We start from the raw sequence: 23,136 nt of genomic DNA, 5'->3' as shown, positions 1-23,136 counted from the left end.
GGGTTGCGTTGAGAACAGGAAATTTCATTCCTTTCAGCACGCTGCACAAAGTAGCAGTATACCGCAGGTTCAGATCGCGCGTTTTCCCGCTCTTGGCTGCGGCCGCGACGGGATCTCTTTGAGCAGGCCGCCAACGCCCATGCCCGCGATGTCGCCGGCACTGACGGGCACACCGCAGATCAGCCGTGACAACACCCAGTCCGCCCCGTTGAGAGCCGGTGCCCGGGCGCATCCCGGCAGTCCGATAACGGATGTTTCACTGATTGCGCCGATAAACAACAGATTTCCCGGATCAACGGGCATACCGAACCGTTCCACCTGCCCACCTGCTGCGCGGACCGCCTCCGGCGCCGTATCATGCGGGTCAGACGTGGCGGAGGCTGTCAGGATCATAACCAGATCGGCGGTCGTTTCCTGCAGTGCACGGGCCAGAGCGCCGGTCTCATGCGGCACCACGACCGGCTCCGGCAGGGTCAGGTTAAACGCCGCAACTCGGGCAGCAATCGCCTCAACGCCCTTTAGTCCGGCACCACCCGGCGTATCCGTTACGATGAGGCGGACGTTCTGCAGAACAGGCGTTGCCATCCGGATCGCGGATGCTGCGGCATCACAGGCAGCCGCCAGGGCATCCCCGGGCACCGCATAGGAAATGATCTTGATCGTGGCGACCATGCCGCGCGTCTGCATCTGCTGAAACGGTGGCACCGTGGCGACCGTGATCATGGGATGGATCCGGTTGGCCGCTTCGACAGCCTCTGCATCCAGAACCACAACACCAGGTCCCTGTGCCAGCAGATTGACGCGACCGGTGAAGGGCTCTGTCAGGGTCAGACCGGCCGCCTTTGCGTCAGGAACCAGCGCTGCCGCAAGGCGCGCGGCGGCATCGTTCTCTGTCACGTCGCCGGGCTCGGGTTGTGCGGCAACCACAGTGGCGATGCCTGCATCTTTCAGGCGTGTAATATCCTCTGCGTCCAGAACCCTGCCCTTGCGCAGCCGCGCGCGACCGCCCAGCCCGACGGAATGCGCCAGGATTGTTCCTTCGGCCGCATCGACCAGAACCGGGCCGAAAATCATGAACCGCGTCTCAGCACGCGCGTCATCTCAGCCATCACTGAAACCGCGATCTCCGGCGGGCCGGACGCGCCGATGTCCAGCCCGACCGGTCCGTGGATACGCGCGATCTGATCCTCCGTGAACCCAGCCTCTTCCAGCCGGGCCACACGGGCAGCATGGGTACGTTTTGATCCCAGAGCGCCGATGTAGAAACACGGGGATTGCAGGGCAAGATGCAGCGCCGGGTCATCCAGTTTCGGATCGTGGGTCAGCAATATAACTGCCGTCCGGCTGTGCAGGCCAATCTGCTCCAGCGCTTCGTCCGGCCATTCCGCCACCACGCGCGTGCCCGGAAACCGCGCCTCAGAACCAAAGGCGCCGCGCGGATCGACGACCACCGGGTCATATCCCGCGAGACGCGCCATCGGCACCAGCGCCTGCGCAATATGAACCGCGCCAACAATGACCAGCCGGAGCGGCGGATTGTGAACCGCAACAAAGGGACCATCTTCCGGCTCAAACCCAGAGCGGTCCATCGCAAAACGGTCTGCGTAAGTCCCTGTGACCAGCTGGCGTCTGTTCTGACCGGGATAGACCTCATAAGCGACAGGTTTCTGTGCCGCCCGGGCGGCCACCAGATCCCGCAAAAGGTCATCGGGCATCACCGCACCGACCGGTTCCACCAGGATGCGGATTGTGCCGCCGCAGGCCAGCCCAACAGCAAAGGCGTCGCCATCGCTGACACCATATTCCAGCAGCCGCTCCTCGCCCTTCTCCAGCGCATCCATTGCCTCGAGGACCACAGCCCCCTCGACGCATCCGCCCGAAACAGAGCCTTCCATATTGCCCTCGCCATCAATCACAAGCTGCGCGCCCGTGCGGCGCGGCGCAGACCCCCATGTTTCAACCACCGTGGCCAGGACCGCGCCCCGGCCCGCTTCATGCCAGGACAGCGCCAGCTCCGGTGCATTGTCTGAAATGTCCATGGTGCACCTCCCGTGCAGACTATGAAACAGCCGCCGCGTGATGTCTGCCCGAAAACGGGACCGGTCACCATACCCGCGCCGATTTTTGCGCAATTCTGGCCCTTGTCCCCGGACCCGGGCCCGACTACATCTGGATCAAAGACGGACGGGAGCAACATCATGCCGATGCAAGCCAATGAAATCGAGGACCTTCTGCGCCAGACTTTTCCGGATGCGCAGATCCGTGTCGAGGGCGATGACGGCGTTCATATGTCCGCAATGGTCGTCGACGAAAGCTTTCGCGGCAAGAACCGCGTCCAGCAGCAGCGCGCAGTTTATGCGGCCCTGAAAGGCAAAATGGACGGCTCTCACGGAGAGCTGCATGCCCTGGCGCTGACGACCAAGGCGCCGGACTGACGCCGCGCAACAGACACCTGCCCGCAGGGCACCGACATCTGAAGGATGAGTTCAATGACTGACGCAAACACACAGATTCAGGATACCATTACCGCGAACGACGTGGTGCTCTTTATGAAAGGCACCAAGGAGATGCCGCAGTGCGGGTTCTCCAGTCGCGTAGCCGGCGTGCTGAACTATATGGGTGTCCAGTATTCTGACGTAAACGTTCTGGCCGACGAAGGAATTCGCCAGGGCATCAAGGATTTTTCCGACTGGCCCACTATCCCGCAGCTTTACGTCAAAGGCGAATTCGTTGGTGGCTGCGATATCATCACCGAAATGACCCTTTCGGGCGAGCTGGACACGCTTTTCGAAGACAACGGTGTTGGCTTTGACAAGGACGCTGCGGACAAAATCCGCGAAGCAAACGGCTGATCAGGGCTGCGCGCCCGGGCGCGCCACACATCGTCCGGCGAGGCGCGACAGTTCGCGCCCGCCCGCGTCTTCGAAAATCAGAAGCCCTTGATCCCCTTTTGACCACCAGACAGCCAGCACATCGCCCATCCGGGCGCGGTATTGCGCACCGGAGGCGGATACCGTTGCTGTCATATTGAAGTGCGCATCGTTCAGGAGAACAGTCGCCCTGTTCTTTTCGTCATAAATGACAACAACCATCGCGGCATCGGCGCAGTCATAGATAACGGGCGTTCCGGCGAGCAGCGGCGATCCAGCCATGGCAAGAACGGCCGCAAGGCTGCGCATCACGCGCGTTTCTTCTCGTCCACCGCTTCGGCAATGGCCTCGGCCCGCGCGGCCAGTTCGGCAAGCGTATCTGTCACAGCGGCCGGCACGACGGGCACCTCAATCCGCTCCGGCTCCGCCGCAGCTTCCCGCAGGGCCGCAATCTCGGTGTCCTTTTCGTTCAGCTTTGCCTGAACCTCGGCGACACGCTCCTCAACGCTTGCCGTTTTGTCCGCCAGCATAAGACCAGCCATCAGCAGCATCCGCGCCTCTGGCATCCGCCCGACCTGATCTGCCAGGATCTGCGCCTCGTCATCCAGCAGTTTCGCCGCAGTGTGCAGGTAATGCTCTTCGCCTTCCTGACAGGCGACCTCAAAACCGCGGCCGCCGATGGTGATTGTGACTTCCGGCATTACTGCACTCCCCCGTTTTCACCTGATGCCGCGGCCTGTTCTAGCAGCGGTGTCAGTGCGGCAATGATCTCGCCCGCCTCTGCCATCTCTGCACTGCGCATCGCGCGGATCGCCTCCAGCTCAGTCATCATTGAACTGTTAATCAGCTCCGGGTCCCCGACACCTTCGGCATTTGCGGCACGCAGGGCATCACAGGCTTCGGACAATTGTTTGTTGATGGTCCGCAGTTTCTGCAGCTGGCTGTCCAGGTCTGCCATCTTGGCGGCCACGCGGCTTTCGGCATCGTGCAGAATTTTCTCGTGCTGCGCACCCAAAGCCTCAATCCGCTCTTTCAGATCCGCGTTGATCGATTTCTCGTCCGCCAGCTCCTGGCGGAGCGCATCCGCCTCTGCCGGATCGGCGGCATTCAGCCCGTCCAGCCCCTGCGCCACACGGTCCATCGCCGACATTATGCGCCGCTGAAGTTCGTCAATCTCACTCATGCCTGTCTATACCCCTTCCGAAACCGCCCCAAACCCTGAAAAACCGGGGCCGAATCGCTGAAATCATGGTTAACCGTACCCGCAACAGCGCAGCACAACAAATGCGCCGTTCAGCAGTATCAGCGACTTGCGCGGCCTTCTTCAAGTTCCGGCGCCTGCGCGCCTGTCCCGCCTACTTGATCTTTGCGGGGTGACTGATATGCAGCGCCCTGACGCAGACACTGATCGCGGCTCCTGACGGGCCGCACAGCCGAAAAAGGATGACTGATCCCGTGGATCTCAAAGCTCTCGCCGCCGCGCATCCGGACCACTGGTCCAAAGCAACCGCTATCCGTGCCCTTGCCCTCGACGCAGTTGCCGCAGCGAATTCCGGTCACTCCGGCATGCCGATCGGGATGGCCGATGTGGCGACCGTACTGTTCGAAAAACACCTTAAGTTTGATGCCTCGAACCCTGACTGGCCGGACCGCGACCGTTTCATCCTGTCCGCAGGCCACGGCTCAATGCTGCTTTATGCGCTGCTGCACCTGACTGGCTATGAGGACATGACCCTGGAGCAGGTCAAAAACTTCCGCCAGTGGGGTGCGATCACCGCCGGCCACCCGGAATATGGTCATGCGAAGGGTATTGAGACAACCACCGGCCCGCTGGGTCAGGGTATCGCAAATTCCATTGGTTTCGCGATGGCCGAAGAGATTCAGCGTGCGACCTATGGCAAAAAGGTTGTGGATCACCACACCTATGTCATCGCGGGCGATGGCTGTCTGATGGAAGGCGTGAGCCAGGAAGCTATCACGCTCGCCGGACGGCACCAGCTGAGCAAACTGATCGTGCTCTGGGACAACAACAACATCACCATTGACGGCCCCGTCACCCTGTCCGACCGCACTGACCAGGTCGGCCGCTTCCGGTCAGCCGGCTGGGAAGTGATTGAAATTGATGGCCACAACCCGGATGAAATTGACGCGGCTCTGACGACAGCAAAGAAAAGCGATCAGCCGACGATGATTGCATGCAAAACCCACATCGCGCTGGGACATGCCGCACAGGACACGTCAAAAGGCCACGGCGCGCTGACCAACGCAGATCAGAACGCCGAAGCCAAAGCAGCATGGGGTTGGAAAACCGGCCCGTTCGAAGTGCCGGCAGACGTAAAATCCGCGTGGGAAGCGATCGGTGCCCGCGGTGTCGACGCCCGACGCGCCTGGGAAGAACGTTTCGACAAAATGCCCCGTGGCAAACGCGAAACCTTCAACCGTGCCTATGCGCTGGAGGCGCCGAAAAAACTGAGCGCTACGGTCAAGGCCTTCAAGAAACAGATGTCTGAGGCCGCGCCCAAACTCGCCACCCGAGCGAGTTCGGAAAAAGTTCTGGAAGTCATCAACCCGGTGATGCCGGAAACTGTGGGCGGCTCGGCCGACCTCACCGGCTCCAACAACACCAAGACCAGCGATCTGGGCGTATTCGATGTGGACAGCCGCGATGGCCGCTATGTGTACTGGGGCATCCGCGAACATGGTATGGCCTCCGCAATGAACGGCATGGCGCTGCACGGCGGTGTCCGTCCTTATGGCGGTACGTTCATGTGTTTCACTGACTATGCGCGCCCCGCAATGCGTCTGGCGGCTCTGATGAAAATCCCCACGGTTTTCGTGATGACGCATGACAGTATCGGTCTGGGCGAAGACGGCCCGACCCACCAGCCGGTTGAACATCTCGCAATCAGCCGGGCGACGCCGAACACATATGTGTTCCGCCCTGCCGACACCATTGAGACAGCCGAAAGCTGGGAACTGGCACTGACACAGAAACAGACGCCCTCGGTTCTGTCGCTGACCCGCCAGGGCCTTCCGACCGTACGCACCGAACACAAGAACAAGAACCTGACAGCTCAGGGTGCTTACGTTCTGGCGGACGCCGAGGGCAAACGCCGCGCCATTCTGATGGCAACCGGTTCAGAGGTCGAAATCGCGCTTGCCGCACGTGACATTCTGCAGGCCGAAGGCATTGGGACACGCGTGGTTTCCATGCCCTGCTGGGAGCTCTTCGAAGAGCAGGACGAAGCCTACCGCAAGCGGGTTCTGCCCGGCGGTCCGGTCCGAGTGGCAATCGAGGCTGGCGTGCGGTTCGGCTGGGACCGATGGCTGTTCGGCGAGCGCGGCAGACGCGAAAAATCCGGCTTTGTCGGCATGCACGACTTTGGTGCCTCTGCGCCGGCGGGCACACTCTATCAGGAATTTGGCATCACCGCCGAAGCCACTGCGCAGAAAGTCCGCGACCTTCTGGACGGCAAATGGCAGCCGGATCCGCGCACCTGATCCGCAGCCCTTTTTGAAGACTTCAGTGACCGGCGCTCTAAGCGCCGGTTATTTTTTGCACCATGGGGCCGATGACGCGCGTGACCACCGGGATCAGCAGCATCCCGAGGACAATGCCGAATACCCCGTCCACGAGCGCCGTAACCGCCCATTCGCCAAATCCGCTGCCACCGGCAACCGCCACGGCCAGATGGTGGATGGCATCATAGATCCCTGGCATTCCCAGCGCCTTGAGCCCGTGAATGATGATCGAGCCGCCAACCCACAGCATCGCCGCCGTCCCGATCACCGTCAGCACTTTAAGCAGCACCGGCATGCCATGCACCAGACCGCGCCCCATGGCCCTGCCCGCACCTGTCACACCATTCGCCGCCCACCAGACACCAATATCGTCCATTTTCACGATCAGCGCGACCGTCCCGTAGACCAGCACGGTCACAGCGATACCGGCAAAGGCAAGTGTCGCCGCCTCGAACCAGAAACTGTTCGCCTCGATATTGGACAGGATGATGGTCATGATCTCGGCCGACAGGATGAAGTCTGTCTTGATCGCCCCTTTGACACGTGTCTCTTCCAGATGAACAGGATCACCGACAGACATGTCCTTTTCGACGTGCTTGTCCCCGTGCGGCCAGAGCCAGTGATACACTTTCTCGGCCCCTTCGAAGCACAGGTAAGCCCCGCCCAGCATCAGCAGCGGCGTGATCACCCAGGGCGCAAAGGCGTTCAGCAGCAACAATGCCGGCAGCAGCACCACCATTTTGTTGAACAGCGATCCGCGTGTGATCTTCCAGATGATCGGCAACTCGCGCTTTGGCTCAAACCCGGTGACATATTTCGGCGTGACCGCAGCGTCGTCGATCACCACACCCGCGACTTTGGAGCCTGCCTTGGCCGCCTGCCCGACCACATCATCGACCGATGCCGCCGCAACCTTTGCTATCGCTGCCACGTCGTCCAGAAGCGCAAGAAGACCACTCATTATGCCCGTTCCCTTAACCAAAGCAGCCAAAAGCAGCCGCGGATCATTTATGCGCACAGGTCAACAAACGCTGTAAATACCGTTTTTGTCCACGGAACAGCAGAATATGCGCCCGGCGGTTATCGCTAACATGAATTTTAACGCTAACATACGGAAATCAGGACGTTTTTATCGTTCCCCGCGCAGACCGCCCCGGCTATACGCACAGCAGGGAATACGAAGGTACACCAAGGGCGGAGAGTGGATTATGACCATCAGAGTGGGTATCAACGGGTTCGGCCGGATTGGCCGCTGCACGCTGTCACATATCGTCAGTTCGGGCCGCAACGACATCAGCGTTGTTGCCATGAATGCCACAGGGCCGGTTGAAACCGCCGCACACCTCCTGAAATACGATTCCGTGCACGGGCGCTACCCCGGCGAAATCGTCACCGGCGCCAACACAATGGACCTTGGCCGCGGGCCGATCCGGATGATGTCGAGCTATGATCTGAATGAGCTGGACTGGGACGGCGTGGACGTCGTTCTGGAATGCACCGGCCAGTTCAATGACGGTGAAAAAGCACGCACGCACATCGATCGCGGTGCCGGGCGTGTGCTGATCTCTGCCCCCGCCAAAAACGTGGACCGTACCGTTGTGTTCGGTGTGAACCACCGGGATATGATCGCGTCTGATGCGGTTGTCTCCAACGGGTCCTGCACCACGAACTGCCTTGCACCACTGGCGAAGGTCCTCGACGAAGCAATCGGTATCGAACGCGGCGTGATGACGACCATCCACTCCTACACCGGCGATCAGCCAACGCTGGACCGCCGCCACAGCGATCTCTACCGCGCGCGCGCCGCCGCTATGGCAATCATCCCGACATCCACCGGCGCGGCCAAGGCTCTGGGCGAAGTTCTGCCGAACCTTGCTGGCAAACTGGATGGCACAGCGATGCGCGTTCCGACGCCAAATGTGTCCGCAGTGGATCTGACCTTTGAAGCTGCGCGCGACGTCACGGTCGAAGAAGTGAACGCCGCCCTTGAGGCCGCCGCCAGCGGGCATATGTCGCGCGTTCTGGCCTATGATCCTGAGGCCAAGGTCTCTGTGGACTTCAACCACACAGAGCACAGCAGCATCGTGGCGCCGGAACAAACCAAGGTCGTCGGCGGACGCACCGTCCGTGTGCTGGCCTGGTACGACAATGAATGGGCCTTCTCAGCGCGCATGGCGGACGTTGCCGCCACAATGGGCCGCCTCGGCTGACCCTTGCCCGCCCGGGAAACGGGTGTCATACGGACCACAGGAGGTCAGCAGTTCCGGCTGCTGACTATTGCCTGTTGAGAGACCGATATGACCAACCGAATTGCTGTTGTTCTGGGCATCGTCATCGCTGCGCTCTGCGCGCTCGATCTGACGCTGAACAATGGCCAGGTGTTGCTGTTTCTGGGGCGCAGGCTGCTTGAACTGATTGAATGGATGGCCTTCTGGCGGTGACGCCAGGCGTGCGAAGCCGGGCAGCTGAGGAGGCCACATGACCATCAGGATCGGAATTAACGGGTTTGGCCGTATCGGACGTACGCTGCTGCGTGTTCTCGCGGAAACTGGCGCGGATGACATTGAGGTTGTGGCCATCAATGACCCTGCCCCGGCTGAGGCTCTGGCTCATCTGCTCGAATTTGACTCTGTGCACGGGCGCTTCCCGCATCCTGTCACGCTTGAGGGCGGGATGATTTCCTTCGGGCGCGGCCCGGTCCGGCTGACAGGGTACCAGGACCCCGCTGATCTGCCCTGGAGCGATGTGGATCTGGCACTGGAATGCAGCGGGCATTTTACCCGTATCGCTGATGCCGAACGCCACTTCCGGAACGGATCCGGCCGCGTATTGTTGTCGGCCCCCGCCAAAGGCGATGGCCCCACGGTGGTGTACGGTGTCAATCACGACAAAATCACACCGCAGGATCGCCTGATCTCCAACGGGTCCTGCACGACGAACTGTCTGGCGCCCGTTGCCCGCGTGCTGCACGATGCCTTTGGCATTACGCGCGGCATGATGACCACGGTGCACTGCTATACCACATCCCAGCCGGTGCATGATGCGCCGCACGCAGACCTTTACCGGGGTCGTGCGGCCGGGCTTTCAATGATCCCCACGTCGACCGGGGCTGCCGAAACCATGGGACTGGTGATCCCCGAACTGGACGGGCTTATCACCGGCCAGGCGATCCGCGTGCCCGCGCCCAATGTCTCCTGCATAGACCTGTCTGTCGACGTGTCACGCCCGGTGACCCCGGATATGGTGAATGACGCAATGCGCGCCGCCGCCGCGGGTCCGATGAAAGGCATCATCGGTATCACCGAGCGCAAACTGGTCTCCCGCGACTTTGCCCGCGACCCGCACAGCGCCATTTTCGCGACAGATCAGACGCGCGTACAAAGCGACACACTGGTCCGCGTGCTCGCCTGGTATGACAATGAATGGGGATTTTCCTGCCGGCTGCGCGACATGATCGGCGTTGTGGGCTGGCAGGGCCGCTGACCGTCAGTCGCGTCCGAGCTTGGCCAGCAGTTGCGCGCGCACCGGCGGTGTTACGAATTTGCTGACATCGCCGCCGAGACGCGCGATTTCCTTGACCAGTTTGCTCGCGATGGCCTGATGCTCTGCCTCGGCCATCAGAAACACGGTTTCAATGCCGTCATCAAGTTGCCGGTTCATGCCCACCATCTGGTATTCATATTCAAAATCGGCCACAGCGCGCAGCCCCCGGACAATGACCTGAGCGCCAACGTCACGTGCGCAGTCAATCAACAGGTTCTCGAACGGATGGGCAACGATCTCCATTCCGGTCTGAGCCGACAGCTGCGCGCATTCGGCCTCGACCATCGCCACACGTTCCTCAAGACTGAACAACGGGCCTTTGTCACGATTGATGGCAACACCGATCACCAGCCGGTCAAGGAGCACAGACGCTCGCCGGATGATATCAAGATGGCCAAGCGTGATCGGATCAAATGTGCCGGGATACAGGCCTACGCGCATCACGCTCTCCAGTCTTCGGGTCGTCGCGGTAAAGCATCATTAATGCTGCAGAAAGGCAAGCCTGCACAGGGAAATTCCCGACAGACGATCCGACAGGGGATCAGTGCCCCATGATCATCCCTTCAAGCGCATCTTTTTCCATGGCCAGTTCCATCAGCCGCGCCTTGACCACATCCCCAAGAGAGATCAGCCCCCGCAGTTCGCCCTCTTCAACCACCGGCATGTGGCGGAACCGTCCGTCTGTCATTTGCTTGAGAACTGCATCCGCCTGATCATCACTGTGACAGGTCACCAGCTTGGACGTCATCAGTGTATCCACCGTATGTGCAAGGCAGCCCGCCCCGCGAGCACCTATTTCGCGCACGATATCGCGCTCTGACAGAATACCGTCAGCGACCTTGCCATTTTTGGAAACGATCACCGTACCAATGCGTTTTTCGGACAGAATCCGCGCTGCTTCAGACACCAGCATGCTGGGCGGGACCGTCACAACATCCTGCAACGACTTGGTTTTAAGGATCTGGGAGACAAGCATAACGCACCTCGCTGTAACGTATCTGTGAACAGCTTCAGCGTCACCGCAAAGGCGCATTCTGTCAAGCGCAGGCTTCCAGCCGGGCAACTTCAGCCCGTAAACCGCTGCTCAGAGCCTCGGCAAAACGGCTCAACCGCGCGTTGTGGCGGTCATCAGCGTGACGGATCAGGTAAAACGACCGGGATAGGCTGATGTGATCCGTCAGCACCCGACGCAGACCTGGCGTGGCCGGCAGTGAAAAGTCGTGCGCGATACCAATCCCGCCTCCCTGGCGCAGCCAGTTCACCTGAACGGACACAGAATTGGACGCAAGCGGGACGCGTACCATGCCGACACTGTCGAGATAATCGAGCTCACGGTCGAAAATCATATCCTGAATGTAGCCCACAAGCCGGTGCTCCTGCAGATCATCCGGCGTTTCTATTGGCGGGTGCTGCGCAAGATAGGTTTCGCTGGCCGCCAGGTGCAGCTGGTATTCTGTGACCTTCTTGACCACGAGCCGCCCGGCCTCGGGTGCGCTGACAGCAATAGCCATATCTGCCTCCCGCCGGGACAGATTAAAAACCCGCGGCAAAGCAACAATCTGGATGTCCAGGTCCGGGTTTTCGTCCGAAATTGCGGCACAGACCTGCGGCAGCAGGTAATTCGCACAGCCATCCGGCGCACCGATCCGGATCTGTCCACGCAGCCCTTCGCCCTCGACCGGCAGTCCGGCGACGGCGACGCGCATGGCCTGTTCTGCGGCTTCTGCACGCACCAGCAGCGCAGCACCCGCCTCCGTCAGTGCATAACCTGTCTGGGACTTGGCAAAGAGCGTGGCCTGAAGCGCCTCCTCCAGCCGCTGCATACGGCGACCGACGGTTGCAGGATCAAGGCGCAGCACTTTTCCGGCCCCCGACAGGCTGTGCTCGCGGGCAACAGCGAGAAACAGCCGCAGATCATCCCAGTTGGCCTGCATCAGGGCACCTCCTGCAAAAATGCAAAACGATCCTGACACCTTTCCTCTTTATGCACGTTTTTTGCAAGACTAAGGTGCCGGGGAAACGCGCGAACCCCGCGCGGGCTGATCATTGGGAGAAAGAAATGCAGGAACTGACGCATTACCTGAACGGTGAACATGTAAAGGGCACATCCGGGCGCTTTGCGGACGTGATGAATCCGGCAACGGGTGAAGTCCAGGCCAAGGTGCCGCTGGCTTCCACCGCAGAGGTCGCACAGGCCGTCGAATATGCCGCCGCAGCGCAACCCGCCTGGGCCGCCGTCAACCCGCAGCGTCGCGCGCGGGTTCTGATGAAATTCGTCGACCTGCTGAACCGTGATATGGACAAGCTGGCCGAAGCGCTGAGCCGCGAGCACGGCAAAACGCTGCCGGATGCGGCCGGTGACGTACAGCGTGGACTGGAAGTTGTCGAATACTGCATCGGCGCGCCGCACCTGCTGAAAGGCGAATACACCGACAGCGCGGGCCCCGGCATTGACATGTATTCCATGCGCCAGGCGCTTGGTGTGACCGCGGGTATCACGCCCTTCAACTTCCCGGCGATGATCCCGATGTGGATGTTTGCGCCCGCCATCGCCTGCGGCAACGCCTTCATCCTCAAACCATCCGAACGTGACCCGTCTGTGCCGCTCATGCTGGCCGAACTGATGGAAGAAGCAGGGCTGCCCAAAGGCGTGCTGCAGGTGGTGAACGGTGACAAGGAAGCCGTTGATGCGATCCTGCATCACGATGTGATCCAGTCGATCGGCTTCGTCGGATCCACGCCGATTGCCGAATACATCTATGGCACGGGTTGCGCGAACGGAAAGCGGGTGCAGTGTTTTGGCGGCGCCAAGAACCACATGATCATCATGCCGGACGCGGACATGGACCAGGCGGCGGATGCTCTGGTTGGCGCGGGATACGGTGCTGCGGGCGAACGCTGCATGGCGATTTCTGTCGCTGTTCCCGTTGGCGATGACACAGCCGACCGGCTGATCGAAAAGCTGGTGCCGCGGATCGAAAAACTAAAGGTGGGCCCCTACACTGCCGGCAATGACGTGGACTACGGTCCCGTTGTCACAGCTGCTGCCAAAGCCAACATCGAACGCCTGGTGCAAACCGGTGTCGATCAGGGCGCCAAACTGGTTGTGGACGGCCGGAACTTTAACCTCCAGGGGTATGAAGACGGTTTCTTTGTCGGGCCGCATCTGTTTGACCACGCCACAAAGGACATGGACATCTACAAACAGGAAATCTTTGGCCCTGTTCTGACAACCGTTCGGGCGCAATCCTATGAAGAAGCGCTTGGCCTTGCGATGGACCACGAATACGGCAATGGCACGGCGATTTTCACCCGTGACGGTGATGCGGCCCGCGACTTTGCGAACCGCGTCAACGTGGGCATGGTCGGCGTGAACGTTCCGATCCCGGTGCCGCTGGCCTATCACACGTTCGGCGGCTGGAAGAAATCCGTGTTCGGGGATCTTAACCAGCACGGGCCCGATGCCTTTAAGTTCTATACCCGCACCAAAACGGTCACCGCGCGCTGGCCGTCAGGCATTAAAGAAGGCGGCGAGTTCTCAATTCCGGTCATGGAATAATTGACTGTGCGGGGCCTTCGCAGCCCCGCAGACACAAAAAAAGCGGCTCCTTCGGGAGCCGCTTTTCAATTTCCGCATAAACTGCTGTTCAGGCGGTGTTTTTCCGACGACGCTTCATCGCCGCAAGACCACCAACGCCCGCGATCAGAAGCCAGCCAGCGGCCGGCAGTGGCACCGCTGAGATATTGGCAGAGACAATCAGCGAGCTGGACGCATTTTCCTGCGTGCTCCAGACATTGCCATCGACAGACCCGTCTCCAATCACCGAGAACGAAAACCCAGTCAGTCGGTAGCGGTCGTTCAGAATAAGCGGCGTATCCAGGAGGAACCCGTTGAACCCGGCAATCTTCGCAGTGTCGGCATCAGACGAGCTGTCATTACCTGTTGTGCCGACGCCGAAAGCAAAATCATCCGAAACTTCGGGGCTCAGGGCGAAAGGCGCCGTCAGGTTGATATTGAACGTCGCGTCCAGTTGGAAGAGATCGTCAAAGTTAGACCATTCGGCGTTGAACCAGTCAATGCGGGCCACTTCTACTGTCTTCGGCCCGCCTGTCAGTTCTACAGAGAAATCCGTCTGCTGGAATGACATGATGCTGCGGACAATGCCGTCCGGACCCTGAATTGTGTTACCGGCATCGTCAGCCGTGCGGCCCCACGAGACGCTTGTACAGCCTGACCCAAAGCATCCCGAGCCGGATGGCCTTGCATCACCGTTCGTGTCGTTCGGGTCCGCAGCAAAATGCTGGAAACCCCTGAAAAAGCCGGAAGTGGACCCTTCGAAGGTTGCGGCTGTTGCTGCACCACTCAGGAGAGTTAAAGCAGCCGCCCCTACTGCGAGTTGTCTGAAGATCATCGCTGTGTCCTTCTCTTTAAAATCGAGCGTCGGCCGCTGTCAGGCGCAACGCTTACCGTTTACAAAGCAATATCTAACATGAGCATAATTTCGCCGCAATTCGTTTCACAAACCGGCAAACCGACAAAATCGGGTTGAATTGTTATATTTCAGACACTTACGCCGTTAACCGTGACGCCACGTTGTGTAAATTCCCCGTGATTCAGAAAAACCGTGGCAAAATTACGCCAATTTTTCGGCCTGACGCCGCAATTTTTCCGCTGATCTTCCCGGACGGATTTCCAGGTCAGAAACAATCACCGCCGGACACGCATATTTTTGACCGCCGCGCACATCGATTCGGTTGCTGAGGGCACCCGGCTCGCCTAGAAAAACCACATGACAGATATTCTCATCCGCCGTTCCGGGCATGCAGGCCGGATTACCCTCAACCGACCGGATGCGCTGAATGCCATGACGTGGGATATGTGCCGCGCCATCGCCGATGCGATGCGGTCCTGGCGGGATGATCCGGCTATAAAACTCGTTGTCTTTGATGCCGCTGGAGAACGGGCATTCTGTGCGGGCGGGGATATTGCGGAACTATACCGCACGGGCCGCGCGGGGGACTACGCCTATGGACAGGAATTCTGGGCAGATGAATACCGCCTGAACGCGTCTATCTTTGCCTGGCCCAAACCTGTTGTGTCCTTTCTGCAGGGATTTGTGATGGGCGGCGGCGTCGGCATCGGATGTCATGGCACGCACCGCATTGCCGGTGACACTACGGCCATCGCGATGCCTGAATGCGGGATCGGGCTGATCCCGGACGTGGGTGCCACGCTGATGCTGGCCCTGGCAGACGGACGGCTGGGCGAATACCTCGGGGTGACCGGCACCCGTATGTCCGCCGCCGACGCGATCCACGCGGGCTTTGCCGATCACTATATTCCCGAAGACCAGTGGCCGGCTCTGATCGCGGCGCTGGAGAAAACCGGCGACGCGGGCATTGTGGAACAGCACACCTGCCCGGTTCCGGCATCACCGCTGGCGGCCCGTGCCGGGGACATCGACAGGCATTTCGGCGGCGAGGCCCTGGCCGATATCCTCAACAGTCTGCGCAACGAAGACAGCGATTTCGCGCGCGACACCCTGCGTACAATGGAGCGGAACAGCCCGCTGTCGATGGCGGTCACGGTCGAACTGCTGCACCGGCTGCGCGGCCCTTCGATCAGTATCGCCAAGGCGCTTGATCTGGAATACCGGTTTACCGCCCGGTCCATGGAGCATGGCGATTTCCTCGAAGGAATCCGCGCAGCAATCATTGACAAAGACCGCCAGCCCGGATGGCAGTATGCAGGACAGTCCGTTCCGGTTACCGAGGTCAGCCGCATGCTGCGCCCTCTTGGAACGGCGGCGCTGAAGCTGGAGGACACTAACGTGACGCAACCAACTGTGGGATTCATCGGACTTGGCAACATGGGGGCACCCATGGCCGCCAATCTTGCCGCCGCGGGATACAATGTGACCGGTTTTGACACCGCCGGGACAACCGCCGAAGGCGCGTCTGTCGCAGGCTCTGCCGCTGACGCCGTGCGCGATGCGGATATCGTCATAACAATGCTGCCGGATGGCAACATTCTGCGCGCGGTCGCGGCAGACATTCTGCCCCACACGAAATCAGACGCCCTGTTCATCGACTGCTCCACCGTGGACGTGGAAAGCGCACGGGCAGTGGCAGCAGAGGCCGCCGCTGCCTCCGTTCTTTTTGTTGATGCGCCTGTGTCCGGCGGGATCGGCGGCGCCACAGCCGGAACACTCACCTTTATGACAGGCGGCACAGCTGCTGCTTTCGAAAGGGCCCGCCCGCTTTTTGATGTCATGGGCCAGAAGGCAGTGCACTGCGGCGAAGCCGGGGCGGGTCAGGCCGCCAAGATCTGCAACAATATGATCCTCGGTGCCACGATGATTGCCACATGCGAAGCCTTTGCACTGGCGGATAAACTGGGGCTCGACCGCCAGAAAATGTTCGATGTGGTCAGCACATCGTCCGGCTACAGCTGGAGCACGAACGCCTATTGCCCTGCCCCCGGCGTCGGGCCGCAAAGCCCCTCAGACAACGACTACACACCCGGTTTTGCCGCTGAGCTGATGCTCAAGGACCTGGGCCTCTCGCAACAGGCAGCCGAAGCTGTCGATGCGGACACACCCATGGGGGCCGCCGCCTTCGAGCTCTACCGCCGGTTCGTCGAACAGGAAGGCGGCCAGGGCAAGGATTTCTCAGCGATGCTGCCGCGGTTTGCCGGACGGGGCCGCGACGCTTGAAAAGCGCATCCGCACGCCTGCCATTTGAGGAGTTCGCCGCAGGTCTGACCCTCGCGGACATCCCGGAAGTGGCGCTGCGGGTGCTGCGGCGGTCCTTTCTCGATACAATGGGTGTCGCCGCCGTTGGCTCCACGACAGACATGGCAGGCATCGCCCATCGTGGCGCCCGGGCATTGTTCGGGCCGGGCGACGCAGGGGCGGCCCGGGTTTTGATGCAGGGCGACCGGCTCAGCCCGGCTGGTGCCGCGATGGCCGGTGCATTCACCGTCGACAGCATTGATGCACATGACGGGACCTCCCCCTGCAAGGGTCACGCCGGATCCGCAGTCTTCCCGGCACTGCTGGCCGCCGCGGACATCGGGAATAATCTGCAGGGCGCTGACTTTGCTGTACTTCTTGCGATTGCCTATGAGGTCAGCTACCGCGCAGGTCTGGCGCAGCATCACCTCTGCGAGGACTATCACACCTCCGGCGCCTGGACCGCAGTCGGCGTTGCGACGGCCTGCGCGCGCGCGCTGAATGGAACGCCCGAACAGATCCGGCAAGCCGCCGGGATCGGAGAATATCACGGTCCCAGAAGCCAGATGATGCGCTGCATCGACCACCCCACCATGCTGCGCGATGGGGTTGGTTGGGGCGCGCCGTCCGGGGTGACCGCAGCCTGGCTGGCCCTTGAGGGTTTTACCGGCGCCCCCGCTCTGACCTGCGAGGCCGCACCCGCATTCTGGGACGACCTCGGCAATGCCTGGAAACTGGTCACTGATACGCATTACAAGCCCTATCCCTGCTGCCGGTGGGCACATCCGGCAATCGATGCTGCCGCAGACCTGATGCAAACCAACGGGCTGCACCACAGCGACATTGCCGCCGTGGAAATCCGTACTTTTCACAACGCGACGCGACTTGCCGGGCACCGTCCGGCCACGCCGGATGAGTTTGCCTATGCCATCGCTTTCCCCGTCGCGGCCATGATCGTCCGGGGGCAGATCGGCCTGCCCGAACTGGCCATGGAAACGCTGTCAGACCCGGATATTCTTCGGATCAGCACCGCCACACAACTCATTGATGATGAACACTTTACCCGGATCAGCGTTGGGAAACGCTGGGCGCAGGTCACGATTGAGCTGAACAACGGAACGCGTTTTGAAGCCGCCCCCCGCACGCCGCGCGGCGATACGGATCAGCCGCTGTCAGACAGCGCCATATCGGAAAAATTTCATCTCTTTGCTGACCCTGTGCTCGGTGAGGCGCGCGCACAGGAAATCGAAGACCTCTGCGCAGGTTTTGACGGACTTGATGCACGCGGTTTCGGCCGGCTGAAGGACCTTTGCCTTTCCGCACCGGGCACCTGACACCAAAGAGGATTGCACGCAGCTACTCCGCAGCGACCTTCCCGCGTGGGTGCAGCATGGGCCCGAGGTATTTGCCGGTATAGCTTTCGGCGACGTCCGCAACCTCTTCCGGCGTGCCGGTGGCAACGATGGTGCCGCCGCCGTCGCCCCCCTCCGGGCCGATATCAATGATGTAGTCGGCTGTTTTCACGACATCCAGATTGTGTTCGATCACGATGACCGAATTGCCCTGATCGACCAGCTCGTGCAGCACCTCAAGCAGCTTGCGCACGTCCTCGAAATGCAGACCCGTGGTCGGTTCGTCGAGAATATAGAGCGTCCGTCCGGTGGACCGTTTGCTCAGTTCTTTGGACAGTTTGACCCGCTGCGCCTCGCCGCCCGAAAGCGTCGTAGCCTGCTGACCCACTTTGATATAGCCCAGCCCCACCCGCATCAGCGCATCCATCTTTTCGCGGATAGACGGGACTGCCTGGAAAAACGCCTGCGCATCCTCGACGGTCATGTCGAGCACGTCAGCGATGCTCTTGCCCTTGAATTTGATCTCAAGCGTTTCGCGGTTGTACCGCTTGCCCTTGCAGGTCTCGCATTCAACGTAGACGTCCGGCAGAAAGTGCATCTCGATCTTGATGACACCATCGCCCTGGCAGGCCTCACAGCGCCCGCCTTTGACGTTGAAGCTGAAGCGGCCAGGTTTGTACCCGCGCGCCTTGGCCTCGGGCAGCCCGGCAAACCAGTCGCGGATCGGTGTGAACGCACCGGTATAGGTCGCTGGATTTGACCGGGGCGTACGACCGATGGGTCGCTGGTCAATGTCGATGACCTTGTCCAGATGCTCCAGCCCCTTGATCGTTTCGCAGGGCGCAGGCGTCTGGCGCGCGCCATTCAGCCGCATCGAAGCGGTCTTGAACAGCGTCTCAATGGTGAGCGTGGATTTGCCGCCACCAGAGACACCGGTCACACAGACGAACTGACCCAGCGGGTAGTCGACCGTGACGTTCTTGAGGTTGTTGCCAGTGGCTTTCACGATCTGCAGCTTCTTTTTGCCGCGTTTGCGCCGCTCTGCCGGAACGGCGATTTCGCGCGTGCCGGTCAGATATTGCCCGGTGATCGACGTCTCGTCCGCCGCAATGGTCGCAGGCGGGCCGTGGCTGACAACCTGACCGCCGTGCACCCCCGCGCCCGGGCCGATATCGAACACATAATCCGCCTCGCGGATCGCTTCCTCGTCGTGCTCCACAACGATGACCGTATTGCCCTGATCCCGCAGGTTTTTAAGCGTCAGCAGCAGGCGGTCATTGTCGCGCTGATGCAGACCAATCGAGGGTTCATCAAGCACATAGAGCACCCCGGTCAGACCGGAACCAATCTGGCTGGCCAGGCGGATCCGCTGGCTTTCACCGCCCGACAGCGTCCCGGCATTCCGGCTCAGCGTCAGATATTCAAGGCCCACATTGTTCAGAAAACCCAGACGTTCGCGGATTTCCTTGAGGATCGCGCGCGCAATCTCGTTTTTCTGCTGGGTCAGGTGCTCCGGCACCGTTTCGCACCATTCAAATGCCTCACGGATCGACATCTGAACGACCTGGCCCACATGCAGCAGGTTTTCCGCGTCATCAGACGGGCCGATCCGTACTGCCAGCGCCTCTTCGCGCAGACGGTAGCCACCGCAGGTGCCGCAGGAGCGGTTGTTCTGGTAGCGCTCAAATTCTTCGCGGATCCAGTTGCTGTCTGTTTCGCGGTAGCGGCGTTCCATGTTGGGGATCACACCCTCAAAAACGCGGGTCACCTGGTAAACGCGACCACCCTCGTCATAGCGAAAGGCGATTTCTTCTTTGCCGGAGCCGTAGAGAAACACCTGTTTCACCTTTTCGGGCAGGTCTTTCCATTTCGTCGACTGTTTGAACCCATAGTGTTTGGCCAGGGCCTCGATGGTCTGCAGGAAATATGGGCTCTTACCTTTGCGCCAGGGGGCGAGCGCACCATCCGCGATCTTCAGGTTCTGGTCCGGCACCACAAGGCGTTCGTCGAAAAACAGCTCGACGCCCAGCCCGTCGCAATCCGGGCAGGCCCCAAAGGGCGCGTTAAACGAAAAAAGCCGCGGCTCAATTTCGGGGATTGTGAACCCACTGACCGGACAAGCAAATTTCTCTGAGAATGTCGTACGTTCCGGCTCGCCTTCAGATGGTGCTGTCTCCAGAATGGAGATACCGTCGGCAAGGTCGAGCGCTGTACGCAGGCTGTCGGCAAGCCGAGTTTCCAGCCCCTCGCGGATCACGATGCGATCCACAACGACATCAATGTCATGGCGGAACTTTTTGTCGAGTGTGGGCGGTTCGTCCAGTTCATAGAACTGGCCATCCACTTTCACCCGCTGGAACCCCTGCTTGCGCAGTTCCAGAAATTCCTTGCGGTATTCGCCCTTGCGGTCGCGGATGATCGGCGCGAGCAGATAGGCGCGCGTCCCCTCTTCCATCGCCATGATCCGGTCGACCATGTCCTGCACCTGCTGCGCCTCAATCGGTTTGCCGGTGGCGGGGCTGTATGGTGTCCCGACGCGCGCAAACAGGAGACGCATGTAGTCATAGATTTCTGTGACGGTACCCACGGTCGACCGCGGGTTCTTGGAGGTGGTTTTCTGCTCAATCGAAATGGCCGGGCTGAGACCGGAAATGTGATCCACATCCGGTTTCTGCATCATATCAAGGAACTGGCGTGCATAGGCCGAGAGCGATTCCACATACCGGCGCTGGCCTTCCGCATAGATCGTGTCAAACGCCAGCGAAGACTTGCCCGATCCGGACAGCCCGGTAATCACAACGAGCTGGTCACGCGGAATATCCACGTCAATGCTCTTGAGATTATGCTCGCGCGCGCCGCGCACTTCGATGTTTTTCAGCTCTGCCATTACCGCCCCCAGGGTGCACCACCCTCATTTAGGTGGAATGTCATCGATAGCCAATCAGAAAATGAGAACATAAAAAGAACATCCTGCGTGCGCAAGCAACTCTTTTCTGTGAAAGGCCGCCGCCTGGCCGGGTCCCGCTTCCCCGCTGCGCGCAGATGCTCAGACGGAGCGGCGCCGCGCTGCCAGCCAGAGATGCACAACGCCCCCGATCACAAAGGCAAGCCCGGCCAGCAGGGTCAATCCGGCGTAGCCGATGGCACCGGTTGTGATCGCCATTACTGGCGTGCCCAGCGTGTTGCCCACGTTGCCCATCTGCGCCATTGCACCGTTGGCCTGTGCCTGCGACGCCGGAGCATCATTCAGCTGAGGCACGGCGGCGAAACTGGCCCCCTGGATCAACCCCATGCAGCCCGCAAGCGCGATGCACGCCAAAGCCCCGCCCGGTTCCACCCAAAGCCAGAGCATACAGAGCGCACTGCCGGCAAACCCCACAAGAACCACGCCGACTGCCGGCATGAACCGCAGCAGAACCACCCCGATGGTCATGGAGGCCCCGATACTTGTCAGCGGCATGGCCCCCATCACAAGCGCCCGCGTCCCATCCGGTATGTAGGGTGGCAATACCGTGAGCACCGACACGAAACAGAATGTATAGAACAGCCAGCCCAGCCCCGGCGCAGACACCCGTGGCGATGAATATATGACCAGATGTTCGCGCAGGACAGAGCCCAGCGAGAATGACCGGGTGTCCGGTGGGGTATCCAGCGCCCGCAGACGCATGCCCAGCCACAGCGCAAAAACCGCCATGTAAATTGCATGCGCGATCAGCAGCGCGGACAGACCACCGGTTTTCACCAACGGCAGACCCGCCCAGGCCAGAACGGCAAAGGCCACCCCAAAAAAGGTCCCCCAGAGGGTGAGCGCAAAACCCCGATCCGAGGGTGCGCAGAGTTGCGCAATCAGGGTCGGCGCGGCGACCACAAGGGCCAGGTGCGACAATCCCTCAAGCGCGCGACTGGCCAGCATCCATGGCAACGCGGGCAAAAAGGCCTGAAACGCCGAGAGCGCCGCGCCTGCCCACAACCCCCACAGCAAAGCGCGCCGGTACCGGATGCGCGCAACAAGCAACCCTGCTGCCACACCACAGAAAATGCCCAGTATGCCAACGGATGAAACGATCAGACCCAGCGCGTTTCCGGCCTGCGGGTAGTGCTCCGGCAACCGGTCAAATGTAACGCTGAACTTGCCGTACTGCGCCGCCGCGCCAAGGCCTGCGCCCCAAAGCGCCAGAACCAGTCCCCAGGGTGTCTTCTGCATCGGGTATCCTTTGACTGGTGTGATGTCAGAAGTCCCCGCCAGTGACAATCTGCATCCGCTGCGGTTGCTCTGTTTTCCACTCCGACGCGAAGGATTCACCAAAATATTTATGCGACTTTTAACTTCCCGGAAACGCTGGTAGCCGTAAGGGCAACAGGTAAACGGTTCCGGAGTATGTGGGGTACACAGGACGCTTCCGGGAAGTAAGGAGTTCAGACAAATGACAGCCAAATCCTTGTTTTTCAGTGCAGTAACAGCATCCGTCCTGATGGGCGGCTCGGCCAGTGCGGCCGTGGTCGGAATCGATTCGGACTGTGGTGGCTCGGGCAGCGCCCTGACGCAGGCCGGGTTCATCAGCTGCAGCGGCAGCGCAGACCGCAACGATACCGGCAATATCGAAATCTTTGAGAATGGCACCGGTGGCGGCGACGATGACTTCTTCTCGCTGGGCCTGAACGGCTCGCTGGTTCTGGAATTTGATCCGGTCATCGAAGGCGCCGCAACCGTGATCGAAATCACGAATAACGGCGGGTCATCCTCGCACCGTGAAGCTGTCCGTATCTTCGGCTCAAACGACGGGATCAACTTTGATATTCTCGGCACCGCTGACAATCAGGGCGGCATCGATGATGGCGACCGCGGCACAACATCGACGGTAAGCTTCTCCGGAACCTACTCCTTCCTTGGATTTGTCGACATCTCCAAGTCCGTGTTCGCCAACACACGCTCAACCGACGGCTTTGACATTGATGCGATCGTCGTATCTTCGGTTTCCGCAGTTCCGCTGCCGGCATCCGCACTGCTTTTGCTGGGTGGCGTTGCCGGCCTCGGCGCAATGCGGTCACGCCGCAAGAGCTGATCTTTGTGCGAAAGCAACAAAAAAAGCGGAGCTTCGGCTCCGCTTTTTTCGT

General features: G+C 60.5%; 22 protein-coding genes and 1 pseudogene. 11 read left to right on the top strand and 12 right to left on the bottom strand.

The features are described 5' to 3' along the window. Positions 1–69: 69 nt before the first annotated feature. Positions 70–1,074: a molybdopterin-binding protein gene (locus tag AB4K19_RS05565; RefSeq protein WP_436399293.1), complete on the bottom strand. Its 1,005-nt coding sequence runs from the start codon at positions 1,072–1,074 to the stop codon at positions 70–72. Further along, positions 1,071–2,039, bottom strand: a complete 969-nt coding sequence (locus AB4K19_RS05560) for an XdhC family protein (protein ID WP_436399292.1) — start codon at positions 2,037–2,039, stop codon at positions 1,071–1,073. The genes AB4K19_RS05565 and AB4K19_RS05560 overlap by 4 nt, the downstream gene beginning before the upstream one ends. 159 nt (positions 2,040–2,198) lie before the next feature. On the opposite strand from AB4K19_RS05560, the gene AB4K19_RS05555 reads away from it, so the two are divergent. Then, positions 2,199–2,435 carry a BolA/IbaG family iron-sulfur metabolism protein gene (locus AB4K19_RS05555; protein WP_375227462.1) on the top strand — a complete coding sequence of 79 codons (237 nt, stop codon included), beginning with the start codon at positions 2,199–2,201 and terminating at the stop codon, positions 2,433–2,435. Positions 2,436–2,489: 54 nt separating this feature from the next. Next, entirely contained in the window at positions 2,490–2,852 is a 363-nt protein-coding gene (gene grxD, locus AB4K19_RS05550) for a Grx4 family monothiol glutaredoxin (protein ID WP_375227461.1), read from the top strand. Here the strand turns inward: grxD and AB4K19_RS05545 are convergent, their stop codons facing one another. Genes AB4K19_RS05545 through AB4K19_RS05535 form a run of 3 tightly spaced genes read right to left on the bottom strand, consistent with a single transcriptional unit; the run spans position 2,853 to position 4,053 of the window. Further along, complete coding sequence (locus tag AB4K19_RS05545) at positions 2,853–3,179, bottom strand: MliC family protein (RefSeq protein WP_436399528.1); 327 nt, start codon at positions 3,177–3,179, stop codon at positions 2,853–2,855. Further along, positions 3,179–3,571 carry a cell division protein ZapA gene (locus tag AB4K19_RS05540; protein WP_375227460.1) on the bottom strand — a complete coding sequence of 131 codons (393 nt, stop codon included), beginning with the start codon at positions 3,569–3,571 and terminating at the stop codon, positions 3,179–3,181. The genes AB4K19_RS05545 and AB4K19_RS05540 overlap by 1 nt, the downstream gene beginning before the upstream one ends. Further along, the gene (locus tag AB4K19_RS05535; RefSeq protein WP_375227459.1) at positions 3,571–4,053 is read right to left on the bottom strand and encodes a hypothetical protein; all 483 of its coding nucleotides are present in this window, start codon (positions 4,051–4,053) and stop codon (positions 3,571–3,573) included. The genes AB4K19_RS05540 and AB4K19_RS05535 overlap by 1 nt, the downstream gene beginning before the upstream one ends. A 272-nt stretch (positions 4,054–4,325) precedes the next feature. Between AB4K19_RS05535 and tkt the strand changes: the two genes are divergently transcribed. Next, positions 4,326–6,371 (top strand): transketolase, encoded by a 2,046-nt coding sequence (gene tkt, locus AB4K19_RS05530; protein WP_375227458.1) that lies wholly within the window; start codon positions 4,326–4,328, stop codon positions 6,369–6,371. A gap of 37 nt (positions 6,372–6,408) precedes the next feature. Here tkt and AB4K19_RS05525 read toward each other — a convergent pair whose 3' ends face one another. Next, complete coding sequence (locus AB4K19_RS05525) at positions 6,409–7,353, bottom strand: DUF808 domain-containing protein (RefSeq protein ID WP_375227457.1); 945 nt, start codon at positions 7,351–7,353, stop codon at positions 6,409–6,411. 247 nt (positions 7,354–7,600) lie between these two features. Here AB4K19_RS05525 and gap (AB4K19_RS05520) point away from each other — a divergent pair, with 247 nt between their 5' ends. From gap (AB4K19_RS05520) to gap (AB4K19_RS05510), 3 genes are all read left to right on the top strand, one after another. Then, complete coding sequence (gene gap, locus AB4K19_RS05520; protein ID WP_375227456.1) at positions 7,601–8,602, top strand: type I glyceraldehyde-3-phosphate dehydrogenase; 1,002 nt, start codon at positions 7,601–7,603, stop codon at positions 8,600–8,602. 87 nt (positions 8,603–8,689) lie between these two features. Then, positions 8,690–8,833, top strand: coding sequence for a hypothetical protein (locus tag AB4K19_RS05515; RefSeq protein WP_375227455.1), 144 nt, complete (start codon positions 8,690–8,692; stop codon positions 8,831–8,833). Positions 8,834–8,870: 37 nt separating this feature from the next. After that, positions 8,871–9,875 (top strand): type I glyceraldehyde-3-phosphate dehydrogenase, encoded by a 1,005-nt coding sequence (gap, locus tag AB4K19_RS05510; RefSeq protein WP_436399291.1) that lies wholly within the window; start codon positions 8,871–8,873, stop codon positions 9,873–9,875. 3 nt (positions 9,876–9,878) lie between these two features. On the opposite strand, the gene coaD is transcribed toward gap (AB4K19_RS05510), so the two are convergent. The 3 genes from coaD to AB4K19_RS05495 all read right to left on the bottom strand — a co-directional run bounded on the left by coaD (position 9,879) and on the right by AB4K19_RS05495 (position 11,869). Next, positions 9,879–10,376: a pantetheine-phosphate adenylyltransferase gene (gene coaD, locus AB4K19_RS05505; RefSeq protein ID WP_375227452.1), complete on the bottom strand. Its 498-nt coding sequence runs from the start codon at positions 10,374–10,376 to the stop codon at positions 9,879–9,881. A 100-nt stretch (positions 10,377–10,476) separates the two neighbouring features. Continuing rightward, the gene (locus AB4K19_RS05500) at positions 10,477–10,911 is read right to left on the bottom strand and encodes a CBS domain-containing protein (protein ID WP_375227451.1); all 435 of its coding nucleotides are present in this window, start codon (positions 10,909–10,911) and stop codon (positions 10,477–10,479) included. 61 nt (positions 10,912–10,972) lie between these two features. Next, positions 10,973–11,869 (bottom strand): LysR family transcriptional regulator, encoded by an 897-nt coding sequence (locus AB4K19_RS05495; RefSeq protein ID WP_375227450.1) that lies wholly within the window; start codon positions 11,867–11,869, stop codon positions 10,973–10,975. Between the two features lie 125 nt (positions 11,870–11,994). On the opposite strand from AB4K19_RS05495, the gene AB4K19_RS05490 reads away from it, so the two are divergent. Then, positions 11,995–13,494, top strand: coding sequence for a CoA-acylating methylmalonate-semialdehyde dehydrogenase (locus AB4K19_RS05490; RefSeq protein WP_375227449.1), 1,500 nt, complete (start codon positions 11,995–11,997; stop codon positions 13,492–13,494). A gap of 88 nt (positions 13,495–13,582) precedes the next feature. Here AB4K19_RS05490 and AB4K19_RS05485 read toward each other — a convergent pair whose 3' ends face one another. Continuing rightward, positions 13,583–14,347: a VPLPA-CTERM sorting domain-containing protein gene (locus tag AB4K19_RS05485; RefSeq protein WP_375227448.1), complete on the bottom strand. Its 765-nt coding sequence runs from the start codon at positions 14,345–14,347 to the stop codon at positions 13,583–13,585. 378 nt (positions 14,348–14,725) lie between these two features. Between AB4K19_RS05485 and AB4K19_RS05480 the strand changes: the two are divergent. The 3 genes and pseudogenes from AB4K19_RS05480 to AB4K19_RS05470 all read left to right on the top strand — a co-directional run. Further along, positions 14,726–15,685 (top strand): annotated as a pseudogene (locus tag AB4K19_RS05480) (enoyl-CoA hydratase/isomerase family protein); the annotation flags it as partial. 120 nt (positions 15,686–15,805) lie between these two features. Beyond that, a complete protein-coding gene (gene mmsB, locus AB4K19_RS05475; RefSeq protein WP_436399527.1) occupies positions 15,806–16,651 on the top strand; it encodes a 3-hydroxyisobutyrate dehydrogenase in 846 nt (281 codons plus the stop codon). Further along, positions 16,648–18,003, top strand: coding sequence for an MmgE/PrpD family protein (locus tag AB4K19_RS05470; protein ID WP_436399290.1), 1,356 nt, complete (start codon positions 16,648–16,650; stop codon positions 18,001–18,003). Before mmsB ends, AB4K19_RS05470 begins: the two co-directional genes overlap by 4 nt. Before the next feature lie 22 nt (positions 18,004–18,025). Here AB4K19_RS05470 and uvrA read toward each other — a convergent pair whose 3' ends face one another. Continuing rightward, positions 18,026–20,908, bottom strand: coding sequence for an excinuclease ABC subunit UvrA (gene uvrA / locus AB4K19_RS05465; protein WP_436399289.1), 2,883 nt, complete (start codon positions 20,906–20,908; stop codon positions 18,026–18,028). A 159-nt stretch (positions 20,909–21,067) separates the two neighbouring features. Beyond that, entirely contained in the window at positions 21,068–22,225 is a 1,158-nt protein-coding gene (locus AB4K19_RS05460) for an MFS transporter (protein ID WP_436399288.1), read from the bottom strand. A 220-nt stretch (positions 22,226–22,445) separates the two neighbouring features. Between AB4K19_RS05460 and AB4K19_RS05455 the strand changes: the two genes are divergently transcribed. After that, the gene (locus tag AB4K19_RS05455) at positions 22,446–23,084 is read left to right on the top strand and encodes a VPLPA-CTERM sorting domain-containing protein (RefSeq protein WP_375227443.1); all 639 of its coding nucleotides are present in this window, start codon (positions 22,446–22,448) and stop codon (positions 23,082–23,084) included. Positions 23,085–23,136: the final 52 nt, after the last annotated feature.

The organism is Roseobacter phycocola (assembly GCF_042055075.2).
Lineage (GTDB): Bacteria > Pseudomonadota > Alphaproteobacteria > Rhodobacterales > Rhodobacteraceae > Roseobacter.
Note: the sequence above shows the minus strand (reverse complement) of the source record. Positions and strands in the feature narration are given on the sequence as shown.

Coding starts and splice junctions, on each gene's coding strand:
- mmsB (WP_436399527.1), top strand. CDS start 15,806: ATGGGGGCACCCATGGCCGCCAATCTTGCCGCCGCGGGATACAATGTG.
- gap (WP_375227456.1), top strand. CDS start 7,601: ATGACCATCAGAGTGGGTATCAACGGGTTCGGCCGGATTGGCCGCTGC.
- AB4K19_RS05545 (WP_436399528.1), bottom strand. CDS start 3,179: ATGCGCAGCCTTGCGGCCGTTCTTGCCATGGCTGGATCGCCGCTGCTC.
- AB4K19_RS05540 (WP_375227460.1), bottom strand. CDS start 3,571: ATGCCGGAAGTCACAATCACCATCGGCGGCCGCGGTTTTGAGGTCGCC.
- AB4K19_RS05495 (WP_375227450.1), bottom strand. CDS start 11,869: ATGCAGGCCAACTGGGATGATCTGCGGCTGTTTCTCGCTGTTGCCCGC.
- AB4K19_RS05460 (WP_436399288.1), bottom strand. CDS start 22,225: ATGCAGAAGACACCCTGGGGACTGGTTCTGGCGCTTTGGGGCGCAGGC.
- AB4K19_RS05490 (WP_375227449.1), top strand. CDS start 11,995: ATGCAGGAACTGACGCATTACCTGAACGGTGAACATGTAAAGGGCACA.
- gap (WP_436399291.1), top strand. CDS start 8,871: ATGACCATCAGGATCGGAATTAACGGGTTTGGCCGTATCGGACGTACG.
- AB4K19_RS05555 (WP_375227462.1), top strand. CDS start 2,199: ATGCCGATGCAAGCCAATGAAATCGAGGACCTTCTGCGCCAGACTTTT.
- AB4K19_RS05485 (WP_375227448.1), bottom strand. CDS start 14,347: ATGATCTTCAGACAACTCGCAGTAGGGGCGGCTGCTTTAACTCTCCTG.
- AB4K19_RS05560 (WP_436399292.1), bottom strand. CDS start 2,039: ATGGACATTTCAGACAATGCACCGGAGCTGGCGCTGTCCTGGCATGAA.
- AB4K19_RS05535 (WP_375227459.1), bottom strand. CDS start 4,053: ATGAGTGAGATTGACGAACTTCAGCGGCGCATAATGTCGGCGATGGAC.
- uvrA (WP_436399289.1), bottom strand. CDS start 20,908: ATGGCAGAGCTGAAAAACATCGAAGTGCGCGGCGCGCGCGAGCATAAT.
- AB4K19_RS05515 (WP_375227455.1), top strand. CDS start 8,690: ATGACCAACCGAATTGCTGTTGTTCTGGGCATCGTCATCGCTGCGCTC.
- grxD (WP_375227461.1), top strand. CDS start 2,490: ATGACTGACGCAAACACACAGATTCAGGATACCATTACCGCGAACGAC.
- coaD (WP_375227452.1), bottom strand. CDS start 10,376: ATGCGCGTAGGCCTGTATCCCGGCACATTTGATCCGATCACGCTTGGC.
- AB4K19_RS05525 (WP_375227457.1), bottom strand. CDS start 7,353: ATGAGTGGTCTTCTTGCGCTTCTGGACGACGTGGCAGCGATAGCAAAG.
- AB4K19_RS05500 (WP_375227451.1), bottom strand. CDS start 10,911: ATGCTTGTCTCCCAGATCCTTAAAACCAAGTCGTTGCAGGATGTTGTG.
- AB4K19_RS05565 (WP_436399293.1), bottom strand. CDS start 1,074: ATGATTTTCGGCCCGGTTCTGGTCGATGCGGCCGAAGGAACAATCCTG.
- AB4K19_RS05455 (WP_375227443.1), top strand. CDS start 22,446: ATGACAGCCAAATCCTTGTTTTTCAGTGCAGTAACAGCATCCGTCCTG.